The organism is Acinetobacter sp. ANC 3781 (assembly GCF_004331285.1).
Lineage (GTDB): Bacteria > Pseudomonadota > Gammaproteobacteria > Pseudomonadales > Moraxellaceae > Acinetobacter.
In genome coordinates this window covers 22526-39394 of the sequence record NZ_SJOH01000011.1, presented here as the reverse complement: position 1 = coordinate 39394, position 16869 = coordinate 22526, and the positions used below count along the sequence as shown (strand labels likewise).

Below are 16869 nucleotides of genomic sequence, written 5' to 3'. Positions count from 1 at the left end.
CAATATCGCCAAATTTTTATATTGATCAGTTCTGATCTTTTACACTGCGATTCTGCAGTAGGTATCTTTCATGAGTTTTAAAGACGAATTAGCGGCACAGGTCGCGCAGCGACGGACGTTCGCGATTATTTCCCACCCCGATGCTGGTAAAACCACCATGACAGAAAAACTGTTGTTATGGGGTAAAGCGATTCAGGTTGCCGGGATGGTCAAAAGCCGAAAGTCAGACCGTGCTGCAACGTCTGACTGGATGGAAATGGAAAAAGAACGGGGTATTTCCATCACCACATCGGTTATGCAGTTTCCCTATAAAAAGCATGTGATTAACTTACTTGACACCCCGGGACATGAAGATTTCTCGGAAGATACTTACCGTACTTTAACTGCAGTTGACTCTGCACTGATGGTGATTGACGGTGCAAAAGGGGTCGAAGACCGTACCATTAAATTGATGGAAGTGTGTCGTATGCGCGACACGCCGATCATTTCTTTTGTCAACAAAATGGACCGTGAAATCCGCGAGCCATTAGAGCTGCTTGACGAAATTGAAAATGTGTTGAAAATCCGTTGTGTGCCCCTTACTTGGCCAATGGGCACTGGTCGTGATTTTGCCGGTGTGTATAATCTGCTCGAAGAAAAATTTTATGTCTACAAAGCCGGTTTTGGTTCGACTATTACCGACATTGAAATTCGTGACGGTTATGATTATCCGGACTTGCGTGAAAAAGTTGGTGATCTTGCTTTTGCTGCTTTTGAAGAGTCTTTAGAGCTTGTTCAAATGGCTAACGATCCGATTGATCGTGAGCTATTCTTGCAAGGTAAACAAACACCGGTGTTATTCGGTACTGCTTTAGGTAACTTTGCGGTAGATCATGTTTTAGATGCTTTCATTAATTTAGCGCCTGAGCCAAAAGCACACCCAACCAAAGAACGTACTGTAGAGGCGACTGAAGAAGGTTTCACTGGCTTCGTATTTAAAATTCAGGCCAATATGGATCCAAAACATCGTGACCGTATTGCATTCATGCGGATCTGTTCAGGCAAGTATGAGAAAGGTTTAAAAATGAATCATGTACGTCTGGGTAAGGATGTACGGATCAGCGATGCTTTGACCTTTTTGGCGGGTGAACGTGAACAGCTAGAAGAAGCATGGCCAGGCGATATCATTGGTTTACACAACCACGGGACGATTCAAATCGGCGATGCTTTTTCCTCGGGTGAGGATATTCACTTCACCGGCATTCCACACTTTGCCCCAGAAATGTTCCGCCGTGTACGTCTTAAAGATCCGCTAAAATCCAAGCAACTTCAAAAAGGCTTGAAAGAGCTTTCTGAAGAGGGTGCAACTCAGGTCTTCATGCCGCAAATCAATAATGACTTGATTGTGGGCGCAGTCGGTGTACTTCAGTTTGAAGTGGTGGCGTACCGCTTGAAAGAAGAATACAAGGTTGACTGTGTTTATGAGCCGGTAAACATTAATACGGTTCGTTGGGTAACATGTGATGATGAAAAGAAATTCAACGAGTTTAAGAAAAAAGCGCATGACCAATTGTCGGTTGATGGTGGTGGTCATTTGACTTATCTGGCACCGAGTCGTGTGAACTTGCAACTCATGCAAGAGCGTTATCCAGATATTCAATTCCGTGCTACACGCGAACACTAAACATAACGAAAAATAAAGCAGCTTCTTTATGAAGCTGTTTTATTAAGGGGGCTATTAACGCTTCATAAATAGTTTGCGCTGTGTGCTAAAATTAAACAGATAAGGCATGAAACGCAAAGAATAGCGAGACTATTTTTAAGTTTCATAATGAAATCTGAGAAAATTTTAGCCACGGCCTTTCAGGACTAGCATATTTTTTTTGCTGTTATGTCGTTAAAGAGCAGTTATTTAGAATAACTAAATTTCATGCTTCCTGCCTCATATCAGCAAAAAATATGTGTCGTCGCAAATATAGATGAAGTGTTAACAGACCCCATTAGAATCATTGATATAGATATATTTATACAGATCAGTCAATTTAGAAAAAGAGTTGTAAGCATGAACGGGAAAATAATGGGTGCATCAGTGATCGCCATTGGTCTGATGCTGAGTGCTTGCGATGCTTCAAAAAAAGAACAACCAGATCAATCATATGACAAGCCTGAAACTTCAGGACTAAAAACTGAGCACGCAGAGGTATTGCCATATTTAAATATTCAAGAGCAAGATGCAAAAATTGCTTTGCCTTTTTGTGAAACAAAGAATTGTATTGATGTAAGTATTCAAAGTGTGCATACCGCAGATGCCTGGTTAAATGACTGGATTAACAAGAGCCAAGCATTGGTGATTCAAGATCAAATTGGGCTTAAACAGGACATGAGTTTACAGCAGGCGATCAATGCGTATGTGAAAAAGTCAGATGCTTGGCAAGCTGAATTTTCCAAAAATAAAGCCTATGAATTGGCGATGTATACACGAATTGCCTACCAGCGTAATCAATATGTCTTGATGCAATTGGGCGTGGATACCAATCAAGAAGGTATTAAAGTTAAAGAGCGCTATTACTTTTTTGTGGCCGATCGCAAAAAACAGAAAGCAGTGACTTTATTGGAGCTAATTGACCCTAAGCAGCAAAATACCATGAATAACCTTGTGCAGCAGGCTTATCAAAAATGGTTAAAAGAACAAACCACCGAAGTGAAAAAGCATGCACCCAAAAAACTGTATTGGGGACAAGCGGACTGGTTTTTTGATCAAGAAGGAGTGGGTTTACATTATCGTACCCATGAAATTGTTAAAGACGGAACACAACTGGACATCTATTTAACCAAACAACAAACCAAGCAGATATTGAAAGCTGATGCGTATCAGCATATGTTCTAGTAATCCTGTAATAAATATGTACATCTAACAGAAGTCCATTTACCCGATTAAACTGATAGGTCAGATGATGCTAAAAAATAAAACAATTTTTACCATGAGTATTCTTGCAGCAGCAATTGCATTGAGTGCCTGCCAGCCTAAGCAAACCGAACCGAAACAGGAGGATACAGCGGCATCTCAAGCTGTGGCCCAACCTGAAGTTTTAAAACTGGCAGGGGATTCTGAAAAGTTAAGCTCGGATTTGCCTGAATGTGATGGGAATAGCTGTCCAGAGATTTCTATAGAACGTTTGTCTAGTAACCAGGCCTTTATTGATGAGTATATTGATCAGCAAATTTTGAAACAGCTGGATCAAATTTTAGATATTTCCCCGAATTTGGTGAAAGAAAACCAGCAAGCAACTGCTGAAAATCCAAAAGATTCTAAAGCCCAAGAGCAAGCTACAGAACAGGCCGCGTCCGTAGCGATTGAAACACCAAAGCAAAAACTGGAACAGCAAGTTGCACCTTATTTAGTGAATTTCTTGTCTTTGGATAAAGAATTGAAGGCCTTAAGTGCCAATCATCAAATTAGCCTAATGATCAAGCCGAAAATCCTAAATGCAGGCACGCCTTTAGCAACTGTGGTTTTAAATTCAAGTAGTTATTTGGGGGGAGCGCATGGTTCATCATCACAGCGCTACTATAACTTTGACTTGGAAAAGAAAAAACAAATTGAACTGAATGATATTTTAGTCCCAAATCAAAAAGCAGCTTTAGAAAAGAAAGCACATGAAGTGTTTAAAAACTGGGTGGTCGAGTCCAAGTTGGCGAATAGCGTTGAAGAATATGAACAGGCATGGAAATTTACTTTATCGGATAATTTTTATTTATCCACCCAAGGTTTGATTTTACAATATGGTGAATATGAAATTGGGCCTTATGTGGTGGGATTACCGCGTTTGACCATTCCTTATGATCAATTGCAAACTGTACTGAAGAAACAGTATCTACCTCAGGTTGAAGCAAAGCAGGCAGCCGCACCTGCAAGTACAGCTGCGGTAAATAAAGCCAAACCTTAATGTCTTATCCACTGTTTGATACTCATACCCATTTTGATGTTCCTGATTTTGATCATGATCGGGAACAACTGGCGCGTGCTGCAAAAGCAGTGGGGGTTGAACGGTTAATTTTGATTGGTTTTGTGCAATCTCGCTTTAAAGACTTAGTTCAAACCCAGCATTTTTTAAATCAATTGCCAGATGCACCCAAAAGCTATCTAGCTCCCGGGCTGCATCCTTTTTATATTGAACAGCATCAAAGCTCACACCTTAGGGATTTAGAGCAGCTTTTAAAAAATGAAGAATGTGTCGCGATTGGCGAAATTGGTTTGGATACTTTTTCAAAACAGCATAAACAAGCTGAAGCTTTTCAAAAGCAAAAAGAGTTTTTCTCTGCGCAACTTGAATTGGCGCAACAGTTTGATAAACCAGTTTTACTGCATATTCGGAAATCGCATGCTGAAACATTGGCTATATTGAAGCAGCATCAATTCAAATTAGGCGGTATTGCACATGCTTTTAGTGGTGGAATAGAAGAAGCAAAAGCCTTTATTAAGCTTGGTTTTAAAATTGGTGTCACTGGGCAAATTACCAACCCCAATGCAAAAAAATTACATGCTGTGGTTCAGGCCATTGGTGCTGAGCATGTGGTTTTGGAAACAGACTGTCCTGATATGACGCCATTATGTTGTCAGAGTTCAACAGAACACCGAACCCGAAATACCCCGGCCAATTTACCTTATGTTTTAGCTGGATTAGCACAATCTCTTCATCTTGAACCTGATAGTCTTGCCTTGCAACTATGGCAAAACTCACTCCATGCCTTAAAAATTGATATCTAAAAAATGTTATGAAATAGCCTTTTATCCATAAATATTCGTATTTTATTGCGTATTTTGTTATGAATATAAGATGTTGAGTTCCCCTGTTTTGTGGAATATTGAAAAGATCCATCTTGTATGGTTAAAACCTGTCTATACTATTTTAAAAATCTAAATCAAAAATAATGAGTGAATTATGCAAAGTAATAACCCTATTTTAACCCGGGTAGAAACCCAGAGTGATTTTAACCAGACCATGACTGTACAAGGTGCAATTCAAAAATCTGTCCTATTGACGGTGATTGCTGCTGCGGTAGGTTTATTGCTGTTTTTCTATAGCTTCATCACCCTGAATTTATCGCTTGCCTATGCCGGTGCAATGGTCGGTGCGATTGGTGGTTTAATCTTGGCACTCGTTGCCACCTTCAAGCCAAAAACTGCACCAGTGTTGGCTATTCCTTATGCCTTGTTTGAAGGTGCCTTTTTAGGCGGTATTTCGGTGATCTTCCAGCTGAAATTTCCGGGTGTACCTTTACAAGCTTTACTGGCCACCTTTATCACCACCTTGGTGATGTTTGCTTTATATCGCTTTCAAATTATTCGTGCCACAGAAAAATTTAAAGCAGTCGTTTTGTCAGCCTCCATCGCTATTGCAATTGTCTTTTTGGTGCAAATTGTCATGCGTTTGGCTTTTGGCTCAAGTGTTCCTTACATCTTTGAAAGCAATTGGCTCGGGATTGGTTTTGCGGCATTTGTTGCAGTGATTGCTTCTTTAAACCTGATCCTCGACTTTGACCTGATTGAATTCTCTGCTGCGCAGTACGCGCCGAAAGCGATGGAGTGGTTATGTGGTATTGCTTTGTTAGCGACTTTGGTCTGGATGTACTACTCATTCCTGCGCTTGCTCAGTCTATTACAGGGTGATGATTAAGCATCCAAAAAGTAAAATGTAGCTAAATAAAAATGCTCCCAGATAAAAGGAGCATTTTTTTATGATTTTTACAGAACACGTTAAAAAAGGTGCATTATGCAATTTCGCAAATGCTCCAGAGTTGGCATTATGTTTGTAAATTAATTTGAGTGAGATTCACATGGCACAAGGACTATTGGCGGGCAAGCGCTTTCTAATCGCGGGTATTGCAAGTAAGTTATCCATTGCATTTGGTATTGCTCAAGCTTTACACCGTGAAGGTGCAGAACTTGCATTTACTTATCCAAATGAAAAATTAAAAAAACGTGTTGATGATTTTGCTGCACAATTTGGTTCAACTTTAGTTTTCCCTTGTGATGTGGCTGTTGATGCTGAAATTGACCAGGCTTTTGTGGAACTGGCAAAACATTGGGATGGTTTGGATGGCGTAGTTCATTCAATCGGTTTCGCACCAGCACATACTTTAGATGGCGACTTTACCGATATTACTGACCGTGAAGGTTTCAATATTGCGCATGACATCAGTGCTTATAGCTTTGTTGCTATGGCACGTGCTGCAAAACCTTTACTTAAAGTACGCCAAGGTTGCTTGCTGACTTTGACTTATCAAGGTTCTGAACGTGTGATGCCAAACTACAATGTGATGGGTATGGCGAAAGCATCATTAGAAGCAGGCGTACGTTATTTGGCATCCAGCTTGGGTAGCGAAGGTATCCGCGTAAATGCGATTTCAGCAGGTCCAATTCGTACCCTTGCTGCATCAGGCATTAAATCTTTCCGCAAGATGCTCGATTTAAATGAAAAAGTTGCACCGCTTAAACGTAATGTAACGATTGAAGATGTGGGTAATGCAGCATTATTCCTATGCTCGCCTTGGGCAAATGGTATTACTGGCGAAATCATGTATGTCGATGCTGGCTTTAATACCGTTGGGATGAGCGCAGATTTGATGATGGATGGTGAATAAGAGTCTTTTTAAATTACTCTTTGAAAGATGAAATTCCCTCTCCCTATGGGAGAGGGCTAGGGTGAGGGAGATTATTAATTAAATTTATCTCTCCCCCTTGCGCAACAGTGTTGCTCATCTCCTCTCAGGAGAGGGAATAAATTGAGAATAAAAAAGACCGCATATGCGGTCTTTTTTATATGAGGTTGGCTTAAACGATTAAGCTTGACCTTCAGCAGCGGCAACTTGAGCACGTTGCATATTCGCTTCGAATTCAGCATCGAAGTTAATTGGGGTAAGAAGCAATTGCGGGAAGCTTCCTTTAGTCACCATGTCATTTACAGCTTCGCGTAAGAATGGGAACAAGATATTTGGGCAATATGCACCCAGAATATAAGGAAGACGTTCTTCTTCAACGCTATCAACCAAGAAAATTCCTGATTGTGTTACATCAACGATGAAGGCTGTTTCACCGGCATTATTCGCTTGAACAACAACTTGTAATGCAACTTCATAATGGGTCGCATCAATTTTTTCTGCAGAAGAAGACAGATTGATGTTTAATTCAGGCTGCCATTCTTTGGTAAATACTTGAGCCCCAGGGACTTCAAAAGAAATATCTTTAGTATAAATACGTTCAAGTGCTAATTGCGGTTGAGCTTGTTGTTCACTCATTTTTTAATCCTTAATATGAGGGGGACTTAATGAAAGTATTAAGCCAATAATTCGTTGAGTTTTCCTTCACGCTCTAAAGCATAAAGTTGATCAAAACCACCGATAAATTGGTCGTTAATAAAAATTTGCGGAACAGTACGGTGATTGGTGCGTTGCATCAATTCAATACGTACTTCAGGCGCTTCTTTAGATAAATTAATTTCTTTATATGCAACGCCTTTACGCTCAAGAAGTTGTTTTGCGCGAACGCAGTAAGGGCATACAGTCGTTGAATAAATTGTTACTTCAGCCATTAGAATATCTCCTTAAGCGAATTACTTGCTTTTAATGAGGGGTAAGCCTTGGACTTTCCAATTGTTCACACCACCATCTAAACGGTAGCTATCAGCATGACCCACTTGTTGTAAAGCTGTACCTGCGATTTGACCGAGGTTGCAAATGAACACCAGTGGACGATCCGAAGATTTTAACTCTTCAAGATGGCTTGTAATTTGGCTATACGGAATATTACGGCTGCCGCTGATATGACCTTCACGGAAGTCTTTGGCATCACGTAAATCGATCAACATGGCATTCTTAGCTTTAACTAAGATACCCAAAGATTGTGGTGAAATCTTACGACCATTGCGTTGTCCTTCTAAAACGAAGAACAAGACAATCAATACCCCAAGTGAGCCAAACAAGAAGGGATGATTCCCCATAAATTCCAACCAACGTTCCACAAGTCACCTAATTACAATTTAAAATTGCGTAGAGTATAGCTCATAAATATGGCGATCAAAATCGCCGCTTCAAGGGCTAAGCGTTAAGAAATATTAATTTTTTTGCTGTGCTTCAGTAATTTCGTCGGTTAAACGCAAATAACTGTCTAAACGACGCTGCAAAATTTCGCCCGACTGTGCTGCCAGACGTAAAGCACATTGTTTTTCGTGCTTATGGGTACAGTTACGGAACTGGCAATGTCCAAGCAGATTTTCAATTTCAGGAAAACCTTGCTGAACTTTGTCTGGGTTTAAATGCCATAAGCCAAATTCACGGATTCCAGGCGAATCAATCAGGGCTGCGCCTTCACCAAAAGCAATTAAACGCGTAGAGGTGGTGGTATGCTGACCCAGTGCAGAGTTTTCTGAAATAATATTGGTCTTTTGTGCAGCATCAGGAACCATGGCATTAATCAACGAGCTTTTCCCGACCCCTGACTGCCCCACAAAAGCGACAGTTTCACCAGCCAAACGATTTGCCAGTTCAGTTAAATCACCATCAGATTGAGTCTGAATCACTTCATAACCTAATGCCTGATATTCCTGCATTATGTTCAAAATCGGATCATTTTCTTTGATTAAATCGGCTTTATTCAGTACTAACAGCGCAGGAATTTGCGCATCGGCACACGCTACGATATAACGGTCAATCAGGCTTGGCGCAACTTCAGGGAAAGATGCAAATACAATCACAATCAAGCTGACATTGGCAGCCACCGGTTTTACTTTATGGTAGCGGTCAGGGCGAGTTAACAGGGATTGGCGTGGATGAATCGCGGTAATAATGCCGAGTCCGGTATTTGGATCTGCCTGCCATTTTACCCGGTCACCGGTGACCAAGGCTTCTAAATTGGTACGGGTATGACAGCGCCAGACACTGCCGAGCTCAATCGGCTTCCAAAACGGGTCCGGTTCGCCTGCTTTGACTTCAGGTTTGATCGGATGCTCATCAGGCGTTGATAGGGCTTGAACCTCAAGTTGACGACCATAGTGCTGTACCACCAAGCCTTCTAGGTCACTTGAAGTGTCTATTTCTTCTTGACGTGTTTGATGTTGTTTCTGAATGCGACGTTGTTGCTGTTCAGTTAAACGACGTTTACGAATTAAAGCCATTCATATCCTAAAAAAACCATGAACTAAGGCTGTCAAAAATAGCATGAAGCGGGGTGCGAGTTACAGCATCGATGCAATAAATTTGCTACTATAGCGGTTTTTCAGCCCAATAAGATTGCACATTTATGAGCAGCACTCCTGATACCCGCCTCATTTGGATTGACCTTGAAATGACAGGTCTGGATACAGATAACGACCAAATTATTGAAGTTGCAACCATTGTAACAGATGATAACCTGAATATTTTGGCGGAAGGTCCTGTGCTTGCTATTCACCAGCCCGATCGCGTACTCAATGCGATGGATGAATGGAATACCCGTCAACATGGACAGTCGGGTCTGATTGAACGTGTACGTCGCAGTAAATTGACTGCACAAGATGCCGAACAACAAACACTGGAATTTCTGAAAAAATGGGTCACCCCGAAATCCTCACCAATGTGTGGTAATTCTATTTGCCAAGACCGTCGTTTTTTGCATCGTTTAATGCCGGAAATGGAACAATTTTTCCATTATCGTAATCTTGATGTATCTTCAGTGAAAGAGCTGGCGAAACGCTGGCGTCCAGAAATCATGAGTGGCTTGAAAAAGAATGCCTCACATTTAGCGATGGATGATATTCGTGATTCCATTGTGGAACTCAAATATTATCGTCAGTATTTCTTTATCATGAATAAAGACTGATTCTAAAGGATCAATAAAAGAGGCGAAAGCCTCTTTTTTTATCGTTAAAAATTCTCTTTATTTCGTTTTTGATCAGGGTTATTGAATAGACTTAAAGATATAGATTATCGAATTGGGATGGAGTTTGGTAAAATGCGCCGGTGTTTTTTAGATACCTGATGACGAATGACTGATCTTCCTGAAGATGATGAATATGAGCGCCGCTTTGCAGGTGTGGAAAAAATTTATGGAGATGAAGCTTTTCGTCAGTATGAACACAGCCATGTGATGGTAATTGGCATTGGCGGTGTTGGTTCTTGGGCAGTTGAAGCTTTGGCGCGTACCGGTATTGGGAAGCTGACTATTATTGATATGGATGTGGTTGCGGCATCCAATATTAACCGTCAATTACCGGCCATGAGCTCGACTTTAGGACGTGAAAAAATTGAAGTGATGGCAGAGCGCTGTTATTCGATTAACCCACGGATCAAGATTAATCTGGTGGATGACTATTTAACGCCTGACAATGTCAAAGAACTGTTAGAAAACAAACCTGATGTGGTGCTAGATTGTATTGATGATGTCAAAGCCAAATTGGCATTAATGCTGCATTGCCGATTTAATAAAATTCCATTAATTGTGTCGGGTGGGGCAGGCGGCAAGCTGGATCCCTTAAAAATTCGGGTTGCAGATTTGTCTAAAACTGAACAGGATCCAATGTTGGCCAAGTTGCGTAGTCAGTTACGCGCGAAGGGAATTTGTAAAAAACCCAAAGAGAAATTTGGTATCACCTGTGTCTATTCGATTGATAATCCGTTTTCGAGTGCCGAGGTTTGCCCAAGTGCCGGCTTGCGCTGTGGCGGTTATGGTTCCGCGGTCGTAGTTACTTCAAGTTTTGCCATGATTGCAGTGTCCGAAGTATTAAAAAAACTGGCCTTAAAAAAAGCGAAAGCCTAAGCATCGAAATTTGTATGAAATTCAAGGTCTGTTAATGTTTTTTAACGTTTATCTTTTAATATCAACAGACCTCCATACAATCAATTGAAAATTAAAACAATTAACACGCAGTAATTTAACTGTGCTGAACATAGCTCACATGCTTTAAGCGCTCTAGAATTTATATCTATTTATATTGAACTTAATCATTTGGCTCATTATTTTCCTGTTCTCTTTTTCTCATTCAGTAACGTTAACCTGTTTCCAAATTCTCAAGATAGAACAGCTTTTTAACTTTATTTTTAAACAAAATATTTTTCGTTATTTCTTAGGAGGATTAAGCGAATTTTTTATTATTCAAATGTATAAATTAAGTAAGGTGGCATATTCAAAGTAAAAAATATCACTAATCTAGAAAATAGGCGAATGCATAAAATTAAATAATTTCTTATTTCTAAGGTTTAGCTTCAGGAGAAAAGTAATGACGGATAATCATAATCGCGAAAAATTATGGGAACTGATCAAGGAAGTACGCTATGCGATGATCAGTCACACCACTGAAACGCAAGAATTACATTCACAACCTATGACTATGCTGAATTCGGACAAGACTGAACAGATCAGTGAAGGTCATAATCTTTATTTTATCTTGAAGGATACTAACGATCTGGTCAGCGCTGTGAATTCTGGGCGTAATCAGATTGGATTGTCTTTTACCAAACCTTCAGATGGCATTTATGTTTCGATCAGCGCCCATGCACATCTCAGTACCGATCCAGCCTTGATTGAGCAGCTTTGGAACCCTTGGGCTGAGAACTGGTTTACAGGTAAGGATGATCCGAGTGTGCGCGTATTGGTTGCTGAAGGTGTCAGCGCAGAATACTGGAACGTGACTGACAATAAAGTAACTCAGCTATTTAAATTAATTAAAGGCAGTGTGACTGGCCATACTGGCGAAGTAGGTTCGGATCACAAAAAGCTTGATTTATAATCTGTCAGTATTTCAGGCCGAAAAATATAGCTTAAGTTTTAAGCTAAATATGAAGAACACGTATAGAGCAAAATACGTGTTCTTCTTTTTATATCCATTGAGCTGAATTTTTTAGCATCTTTATAAAAATTAAAGTCCAAAGTAATAAGCCAAGAGACAAATCACAATAGTTAATAAAATCAGTTTAATCACACCCGATGCACCGACTTTATGATGGGTAGGGGCTTTATGGGTTTTTAAATGAGGGGAGGTAAGTGGCGTTGTAGGAGTACCATCTAAAGGATTGGCAATTTCTACTTTGGTCAGTTTTGCAGACTGATAATGATTGGCGACTTTAACAATAAATTTTGTCATTAAATCATCCAGCTTTTGCGAAAAGTGACGCAGATTCAGCTGTTCTTCAGGTGTCAGTTCACTGCCGTCAGCATGATAAGGGTGCTGCTGTCGGTGTTTAATATAGGTCGATAGTGCTTCTAAACGATGTAATGTGGTATGAGCATAATCCGCCTGATATTCGCTTGGAAGTAAAGGCAGATATTTACTCTCCAGCAAAGGCGAGCCATCAGCATTTTCCGTCGCAGTTTGAGTCATCCCATAATAAGGGAAATCCCGGTTTGCCGGTTCGCTCATGCCTTGTGCAAACTTGCTATCGAATAATTCATTATCGGTATAAGTTTGAATATCATCCCAATTCGGCTGTTGCAAATCGGCATCTAGACGTTTTGCAAGTTTGGGATTGAGCTCGAAACGCCAAAATGTTTCCTGACGGCATTGTTCTTGTTGGGGTTCAGGCGCTTCATAGTCATTGTCAGCGCTATACCATTCCGGTAGTTCTTTACCAAAAATCCAGGCGGTTTTTTTATGATGTTCATGGCTGACAATAAAGTGTGGAATGGCTAAAAGCTCTACATTGGCATTTGGGTTTTTTTCGTCAACCAAAAGACTTGAGCTATGTAAGCTAATACGGTGACTGCCTTGTTTTTTCAGACCTTCAAGCCAAATTTGAAAATGTTGCGCAAGTAAATGTTGTGACATGAGATCACGGAAACGCAAGTTATGCTGGTTAAAAATGGAATGCTGTACCCAGTGATTAAAGCTTAAATTCTGGCTGAGATACTCATTACCATAGGTGACCAAAGTTAATTGTTGTTTCCAAATCGGATCGAGTGCCATTTTTTATTGATCTCACGAATAATGCCTTTATCTTATACTTTTTATAAATCTGGATGCCAATCTAATTTTCCTCTATACGGAACTTCATCAATACGCTCAAAAACTGTTAGAATATGGGGTTTTATTATATTTTTAAATTGTTGCTTTGAGAGTTACTATGTCACTGGAAGCCCTGACCACTGAAGCGCTCGCTGCGATTGCAGCAGCTCAAGACCTTGCTACACTCGATCAAGTACGAGTTCAATTTACAGGGAAGAAAAGCCAGCTTGCGGAACAATCGAAGGCACTGGGTAAAATGGACTCTGAAGAACGTAAAGTTTTTGGGGCGAAAATTCACGCTGTACGTGAAGCCATTACTGGTGCATTAACGACACGCCAGGTGGAATTACAAAAAGCTGCATTAGAACAAAAACTTGCTAGCGAAATGATCGATATTACCTTGCCGGGTCGTGGTCAAAGTGTGGGGAGCATCCACCCTGTGACTCAAGTGCAAGAGCGTATTTGCCAGTTCTTTACCAAAGCAGGTTTTACGGTTGCGACAGGTCCTGAAGTTGAAGATGATTATCACAACTTTGAAGCATTGAATATTCCGGGTCATCACCCTGCACGTGCCATGCATGACACGTTCTATTTTGATGTCAATCATTTACTGCGTACGCATACTTCTGGTGTGCAAATCCGTACCATGGAAACTCAGCAACCGCCAATTCGTATTGTGTGTCCTGGTCGTGTATACCGTTGTGACTCGGATCAAACCCATTCGCCAATGTTCCATCAAATTGAAGGCTTATACATTGCGGAAAATACCAGTTTTGCGGAACTGAAAGGCTTGTTGATTAACCTGTTAAATGAATTCTTCGAAAAAGATTTAACCGTTCGTTTCCGTCCATCGTACTTTCCGTTCACTGAACCAAGTGCGGAAGTGGACATTATGGATGAGCGCGGTCGTTGGTTAGAGGTTTTGGGCTGCGGTATGGTGCATCCGAATGTACTTCAAGCTGCCGGCATTGATCCTGAAAAGTATAAAGGTTTTGCTTTTGGTCTGGGTGTGGAACGTTTTGCAATGCTTCGCTACGGTGTAAATGATTTGCGTATGTTCTTCCAAAATGATGTGCGTTTCTTACGCCAATTTGCTTAAACGAATTTATTAACCTCTCCCTGACCTCTCCTAAAAGGAAAGGGGTTTTCAATATGAAACAGGGGTCTTGCTTTGAAAAAAGAGAGAGTCAGAGGGGATTCAAGAAATTAGATTTATAGGTTTTTATAGAAATGAAAATTAGCGAAAATTGGTTACGCACATGGGTAAACCCAGCCATTGATAGTGAAAAACTATCTGACCAACTCACCATGCTTGGTCTAGAAGTTGATGAGTTGGCGCCAGCAGCAAAACCATTTACAGGTGTGGTGGTAGGCGAAGTTCTGACTGTAGAACAACATCCCGATGCAGATCGTTTGCGTGTAACTACTGTGAATATTGGTTCAGGTGAGCCTTTACAGATTGTATGCGGTGCGCCAAATGTACGCGCAGGTATGAAAGCTCCAGTGGCAACGGTTGGTGCGGTTTTACCAGGTGATTTCAAAATTAAGAAAGGTAAGCTTCGTGGTATTGAATCACAAGGCATGCTGTGCGGTGCTTCTGAAATTGACCTTGAAGATAAAATTGATGGTCTTTTAGAGCTTCCTGCGGATGCGCCTGTAGGGGTAAATGTACGTGAATATCTAAATCTAGATGATCACGTGATTGATATCAGCATCACCCCAAACCGTGGTGACTGTTTCAGTATTCGGGGTATTGCACGCGAAATTGGTGTGATTAACCAACTTTCTGTGACTACACCTGAGATTGTTGAAGTTGCTGCAACTATTGCTGATGAGAAAAAAGTTGTTATTTCAACTGAAGGTTGTCCACGCTATTTGGGTCGTGTGATTAAAAACGTCAATACCAAAGCATCAACCCCAGAGTGGATGGAGCGCGCACTTGCCCGTTCAGGTATCCGTCAGCACAGCATTTTAGTCGATATTACCAACTACGTCTTAATTGAACTGGGTCAACCACTACATGCATTTGATGGTGCCAAAGTTCAAGGTGCAGTACATGTGCGTCAGGCCACTGCTCAAGAGAAACTGATACTGTTAAATGAACAAGAAGTCGAGCTCACTGAAGATGTGATGGTGATTGCGGATGATGAAAAAGCATTGGCAATTGCCGGGATCATGGGTGGACTATCTTCATCTGTAACCGATGAAACCACGGAAATTTTCCTGGAATCTGCTTTCTTCGCACCATTACATATCGCAGGTCGTGCACGTCGTTATGGTTTACATACCGATGCATCGCAACGTTATGAACGTGGCGTAGACTTTGAATTGCCAAGCATTGCCATGAAGCGTGCATCACAGCTTATTGCTGAGTTGGCGGGCGGTGATTTTGGTCCAATTACGGTTACAGAACAAACCGAATTTTTACCAATACGTGACGCGATTGAATTGAACCAAGCTCAAGTGGATCAATTGTTGGGTTATCGCGTTGAAAGTGACTTTATTACGGATGCGCTACAACGTCTCGGTTGTATCGTGACGGTGAAAGCACAAGGCGAGTGGACTGTTGTTCCGCCTTCACATCGCTATGACATGGCCATTTATCAAGACCTGATTGAAGAAGTTGCCCGTATTCACGGTTATGACAATATTCAGATCAGTTTGCCTGTGATCGATGTCAAATTTGCAAAGTATCAAGATCAGTTTGAATTACCTCAACTTCGTCAAACCTTGGTGACTTTAGGCTATCAAGAAGCAATCAGCTTTAGCTTTGCCGATGCCAAACTTGAAAAGCAGTTGAATCCATACGTTAATCCATTGATGTTGGCAAATCCGATCTCAAGTGACTTGGCTGCGATGCGTTCGACTTTGTTATCAAGTTTGATTCCATGTGTGCAGTACAATATTAACCGTCAACAAAGCCGCGTACGTTTCTTTGAGCTGGGTTTACGCTTTGATTATCAAGATGCAAAAAGCATTCATGATCTGAAGCAAATCCCGACTTTGGCACTAATCGCTGTGGGTGCGAAAACTGCTGAATCTTGGCATGCTAAAGCACAGCCGATGGATTTCTTTGACCTTAAAGGTGAAATTGAAGAGATTTTCGCTGCTGGACGTGTAAAAGTTGAATATGTACGCTCAGAACGAGTATGGTTACATCCAGGGCAATCTGCTGAAATTTTAGTAAATGGAAAATCAGTAGGTTATCTCGGTCGTCTACATCCATCTTTAGAAGATGAACTCGATTTGGGCATCACTTGGGTGGCAGAGATCGACCAACAGGCTGTTTTGCAAACTTATGTATCTAATTTTACAGAATTATCACGATTTCCATCGGTTAGACGTGATATTGCGCTTTTAATTAGTGATAAGATTAATGTTAGTGAAATTCAGCAACTTATCGAAAAAACGGGTGGAGAGTTATTAGGCTCGACTTGGTTGTTCGATGTGTACACTGGACAAGGGGTCGAAGAGGGTAAACGCTCATTAGCATTTGCACTTTTATGGCAACATCCATCACGTACACTTGAAGATGCTGAAATTAAATCGGGTATGGATCAAATAATCGAAGTGTTGCAAAACACTTATCAGGCGACATTGAGGGCTTCATGACAGCATTAACAAAAGCAGAAATGGCTGATCATTTAAGTGAGCTCACGAGTTTAAACCGTCGTGAAGCAAAACAAATGGTTGAGTTGTTCTTCGATGAGATTAGCCAAGCGCTAATCTCAGGCGAGCAGGTAAAACTTTCAGGTTTCGGTAACTTTGAGTTGCGTGACAAACGCCAACGTCCAGGTCGAAACCCGAAAACGGGTGAAGAAATTCCAATTTCTGCACGCCGTGTAGTCACATTCCGTGCAGGGCAGAAATTCCGCCAGCGCGTAGGAAATGAGCAGATCGATTGATCTGCTTTTTT

17 protein-coding genes are annotated in these 16869 nt (G+C 41.1%); 12 read left to right on the top strand and 5 right to left on the bottom strand.

Annotated features, from left to right (window positions below; all coding sequences use genetic code 11):
* The first annotated feature begins 70 nt into the window (after nt 1-70).
* The 6 genes from E0H89_RS09450 (at nt 71) to E0H89_RS09425 (ending at nt 6624) form a co-directional block, all read left to right on the top strand.
* The gene (locus E0H89_RS09450) at nt 71-1663 is read left to right on the top strand and encodes a peptide chain release factor 3 (protein WP_131216444.1); all 1593 of its coding nucleotides are present in this window, start codon (nt 71-73) and stop codon (nt 1661-1663) included.
* Nucleotides 1664-2041: 378 nt separating this feature from the next.
* On the top strand, nt 2042-2866 hold the full coding sequence (locus E0H89_RS09445; RefSeq protein ID WP_171459150.1) for a hypothetical protein: 825 nt from the start codon (nt 2042-2044) through the stop codon (nt 2864-2866).
* Between the two features lie 67 nt (nt 2867-2933).
* Nucleotides 2934-3926, top strand: a complete 993-nt coding sequence (locus tag E0H89_RS09440; protein WP_131216442.1) for an RsiV family protein — start codon at nt 2934-2936, stop codon at nt 3924-3926.
* Entirely contained in the window at nt 3926-4747 is an 822-nt protein-coding gene (locus tag E0H89_RS09435; RefSeq protein WP_131216440.1) for a TatD family hydrolase, read from the top strand. Before E0H89_RS09440 ends, E0H89_RS09435 begins: the two co-directional genes overlap by 1 nt.
* A 175-nt stretch (nt 4748-4922) precedes the next feature.
* Entirely contained in the window at nt 4923-5657 is a 735-nt protein-coding gene (locus E0H89_RS09430) for a Bax inhibitor-1/YccA family protein (protein WP_131216438.1), read from the top strand.
* 160 nt (nt 5658-5817) lie between these two features.
* Entirely contained in the window at nt 5818-6624 is an 807-nt protein-coding gene (locus E0H89_RS09425) for an enoyl-ACP reductase FabI (RefSeq protein ID WP_131216436.1), read from the top strand.
* Between the two features lie 198 nt (nt 6625-6822).
* Here the strand turns inward: E0H89_RS09425 and secB are convergent, their stop codons facing one another.
* The 4 genes from secB to rsgA all read right to left on the bottom strand — a co-directional run bounded on the left by secB (nt 6823) and on the right by rsgA (nt 9152).
* The gene (gene secB / locus E0H89_RS09420) at nt 6823-7278 is read right to left on the bottom strand and encodes a protein-export chaperone SecB (protein ID WP_131216434.1); all 456 of its coding nucleotides are present in this window, start codon (nt 7276-7278) and stop codon (nt 6823-6825) included.
* A 38-nt stretch (nt 7279-7316) separates the two neighbouring features.
* Nucleotides 7317-7571, bottom strand: coding sequence for a glutaredoxin 3 (grxC, locus tag E0H89_RS09415; RefSeq protein WP_131216432.1), 255 nt, complete (start codon nt 7569-7571; stop codon nt 7317-7319).
* Between the two features lie 21 nt (nt 7572-7592).
* Entirely contained in the window at nt 7593-8000 is a 408-nt protein-coding gene (locus tag E0H89_RS09410) for a rhodanese-like domain-containing protein (RefSeq protein WP_131216430.1), read from the bottom strand.
* A 93-nt stretch (nt 8001-8093) separates the two neighbouring features.
* Nucleotides 8094-9152, bottom strand: a complete 1059-nt coding sequence (gene rsgA / locus E0H89_RS09405; protein ID WP_131216428.1) for a small ribosomal subunit biogenesis GTPase RsgA — start codon at nt 9150-9152, stop codon at nt 8094-8096.
* A 125-nt stretch (nt 9153-9277) separates the two neighbouring features.
* Here rsgA and orn point away from each other — a divergent pair, with 125 nt between their 5' ends.
* The 3 genes from orn to E0H89_RS09390 all read left to right on the top strand — a co-directional run bounded on the left by orn (nt 9278) and on the right by E0H89_RS09390 (nt 11741).
* Nucleotides 9278-9835, top strand: coding sequence for an oligoribonuclease (gene orn, locus E0H89_RS09400; RefSeq protein WP_131216426.1), 558 nt, complete (start codon nt 9278-9280; stop codon nt 9833-9835).
* Nucleotides 9836-10000: 165 nt separating this feature from the next.
* On the top strand, nt 10001-10771 hold the full coding sequence (locus tag E0H89_RS09395; protein WP_131216424.1) for a tRNA threonylcarbamoyladenosine dehydratase: 771 nt from the start codon (nt 10001-10003) through the stop codon (nt 10769-10771).
* Between the two features lie 460 nt (nt 10772-11231).
* Nucleotides 11232-11741, top strand: a complete 510-nt coding sequence (locus tag E0H89_RS09390) for a pyridoxamine 5'-phosphate oxidase family protein (protein ID WP_131216422.1) — start codon at nt 11232-11234, stop codon at nt 11739-11741.
* 129 nt (nt 11742-11870) lie between these two features.
* On the opposite strand, the gene E0H89_RS09385 is transcribed toward E0H89_RS09390, so the two are convergent.
* Nucleotides 11871-12914, bottom strand: a complete 1044-nt coding sequence (locus tag E0H89_RS09385) for a hypothetical protein (RefSeq protein WP_131216421.1) — start codon at nt 12912-12914, stop codon at nt 11871-11873.
* Between the two features lie 157 nt (nt 12915-13071).
* Here E0H89_RS09385 and pheS point away from each other — a divergent pair, with 157 nt between their 5' ends.
* The 3 genes from pheS (at nt 13072) to E0H89_RS09370 (ending at nt 16858) form a co-directional block, all read left to right on the top strand.
* Entirely contained in the window at nt 13072-14052 is a 981-nt protein-coding gene (gene pheS, locus E0H89_RS09380) for a phenylalanine--tRNA ligase subunit alpha (protein ID WP_131216419.1), read from the top strand.
* Nucleotides 14053-14183: 131 nt separating this feature from the next.
* Nucleotides 14184-16565: a phenylalanine--tRNA ligase subunit beta gene (gene pheT / locus E0H89_RS09375; RefSeq protein WP_131216417.1), complete on the top strand. Its 2382-nt coding sequence runs from the start codon at nt 14184-14186 to the stop codon at nt 16563-16565.
* Complete coding sequence (locus E0H89_RS09370) at nt 16562-16858, top strand: integration host factor subunit alpha (protein ID WP_004649746.1); 297 nt, start codon at nt 16562-16564, stop codon at nt 16856-16858. Before pheT ends, E0H89_RS09370 begins: the two co-directional genes overlap by 4 nt.
* Nucleotides 16859-16869: the final 11 nt, after the last annotated feature.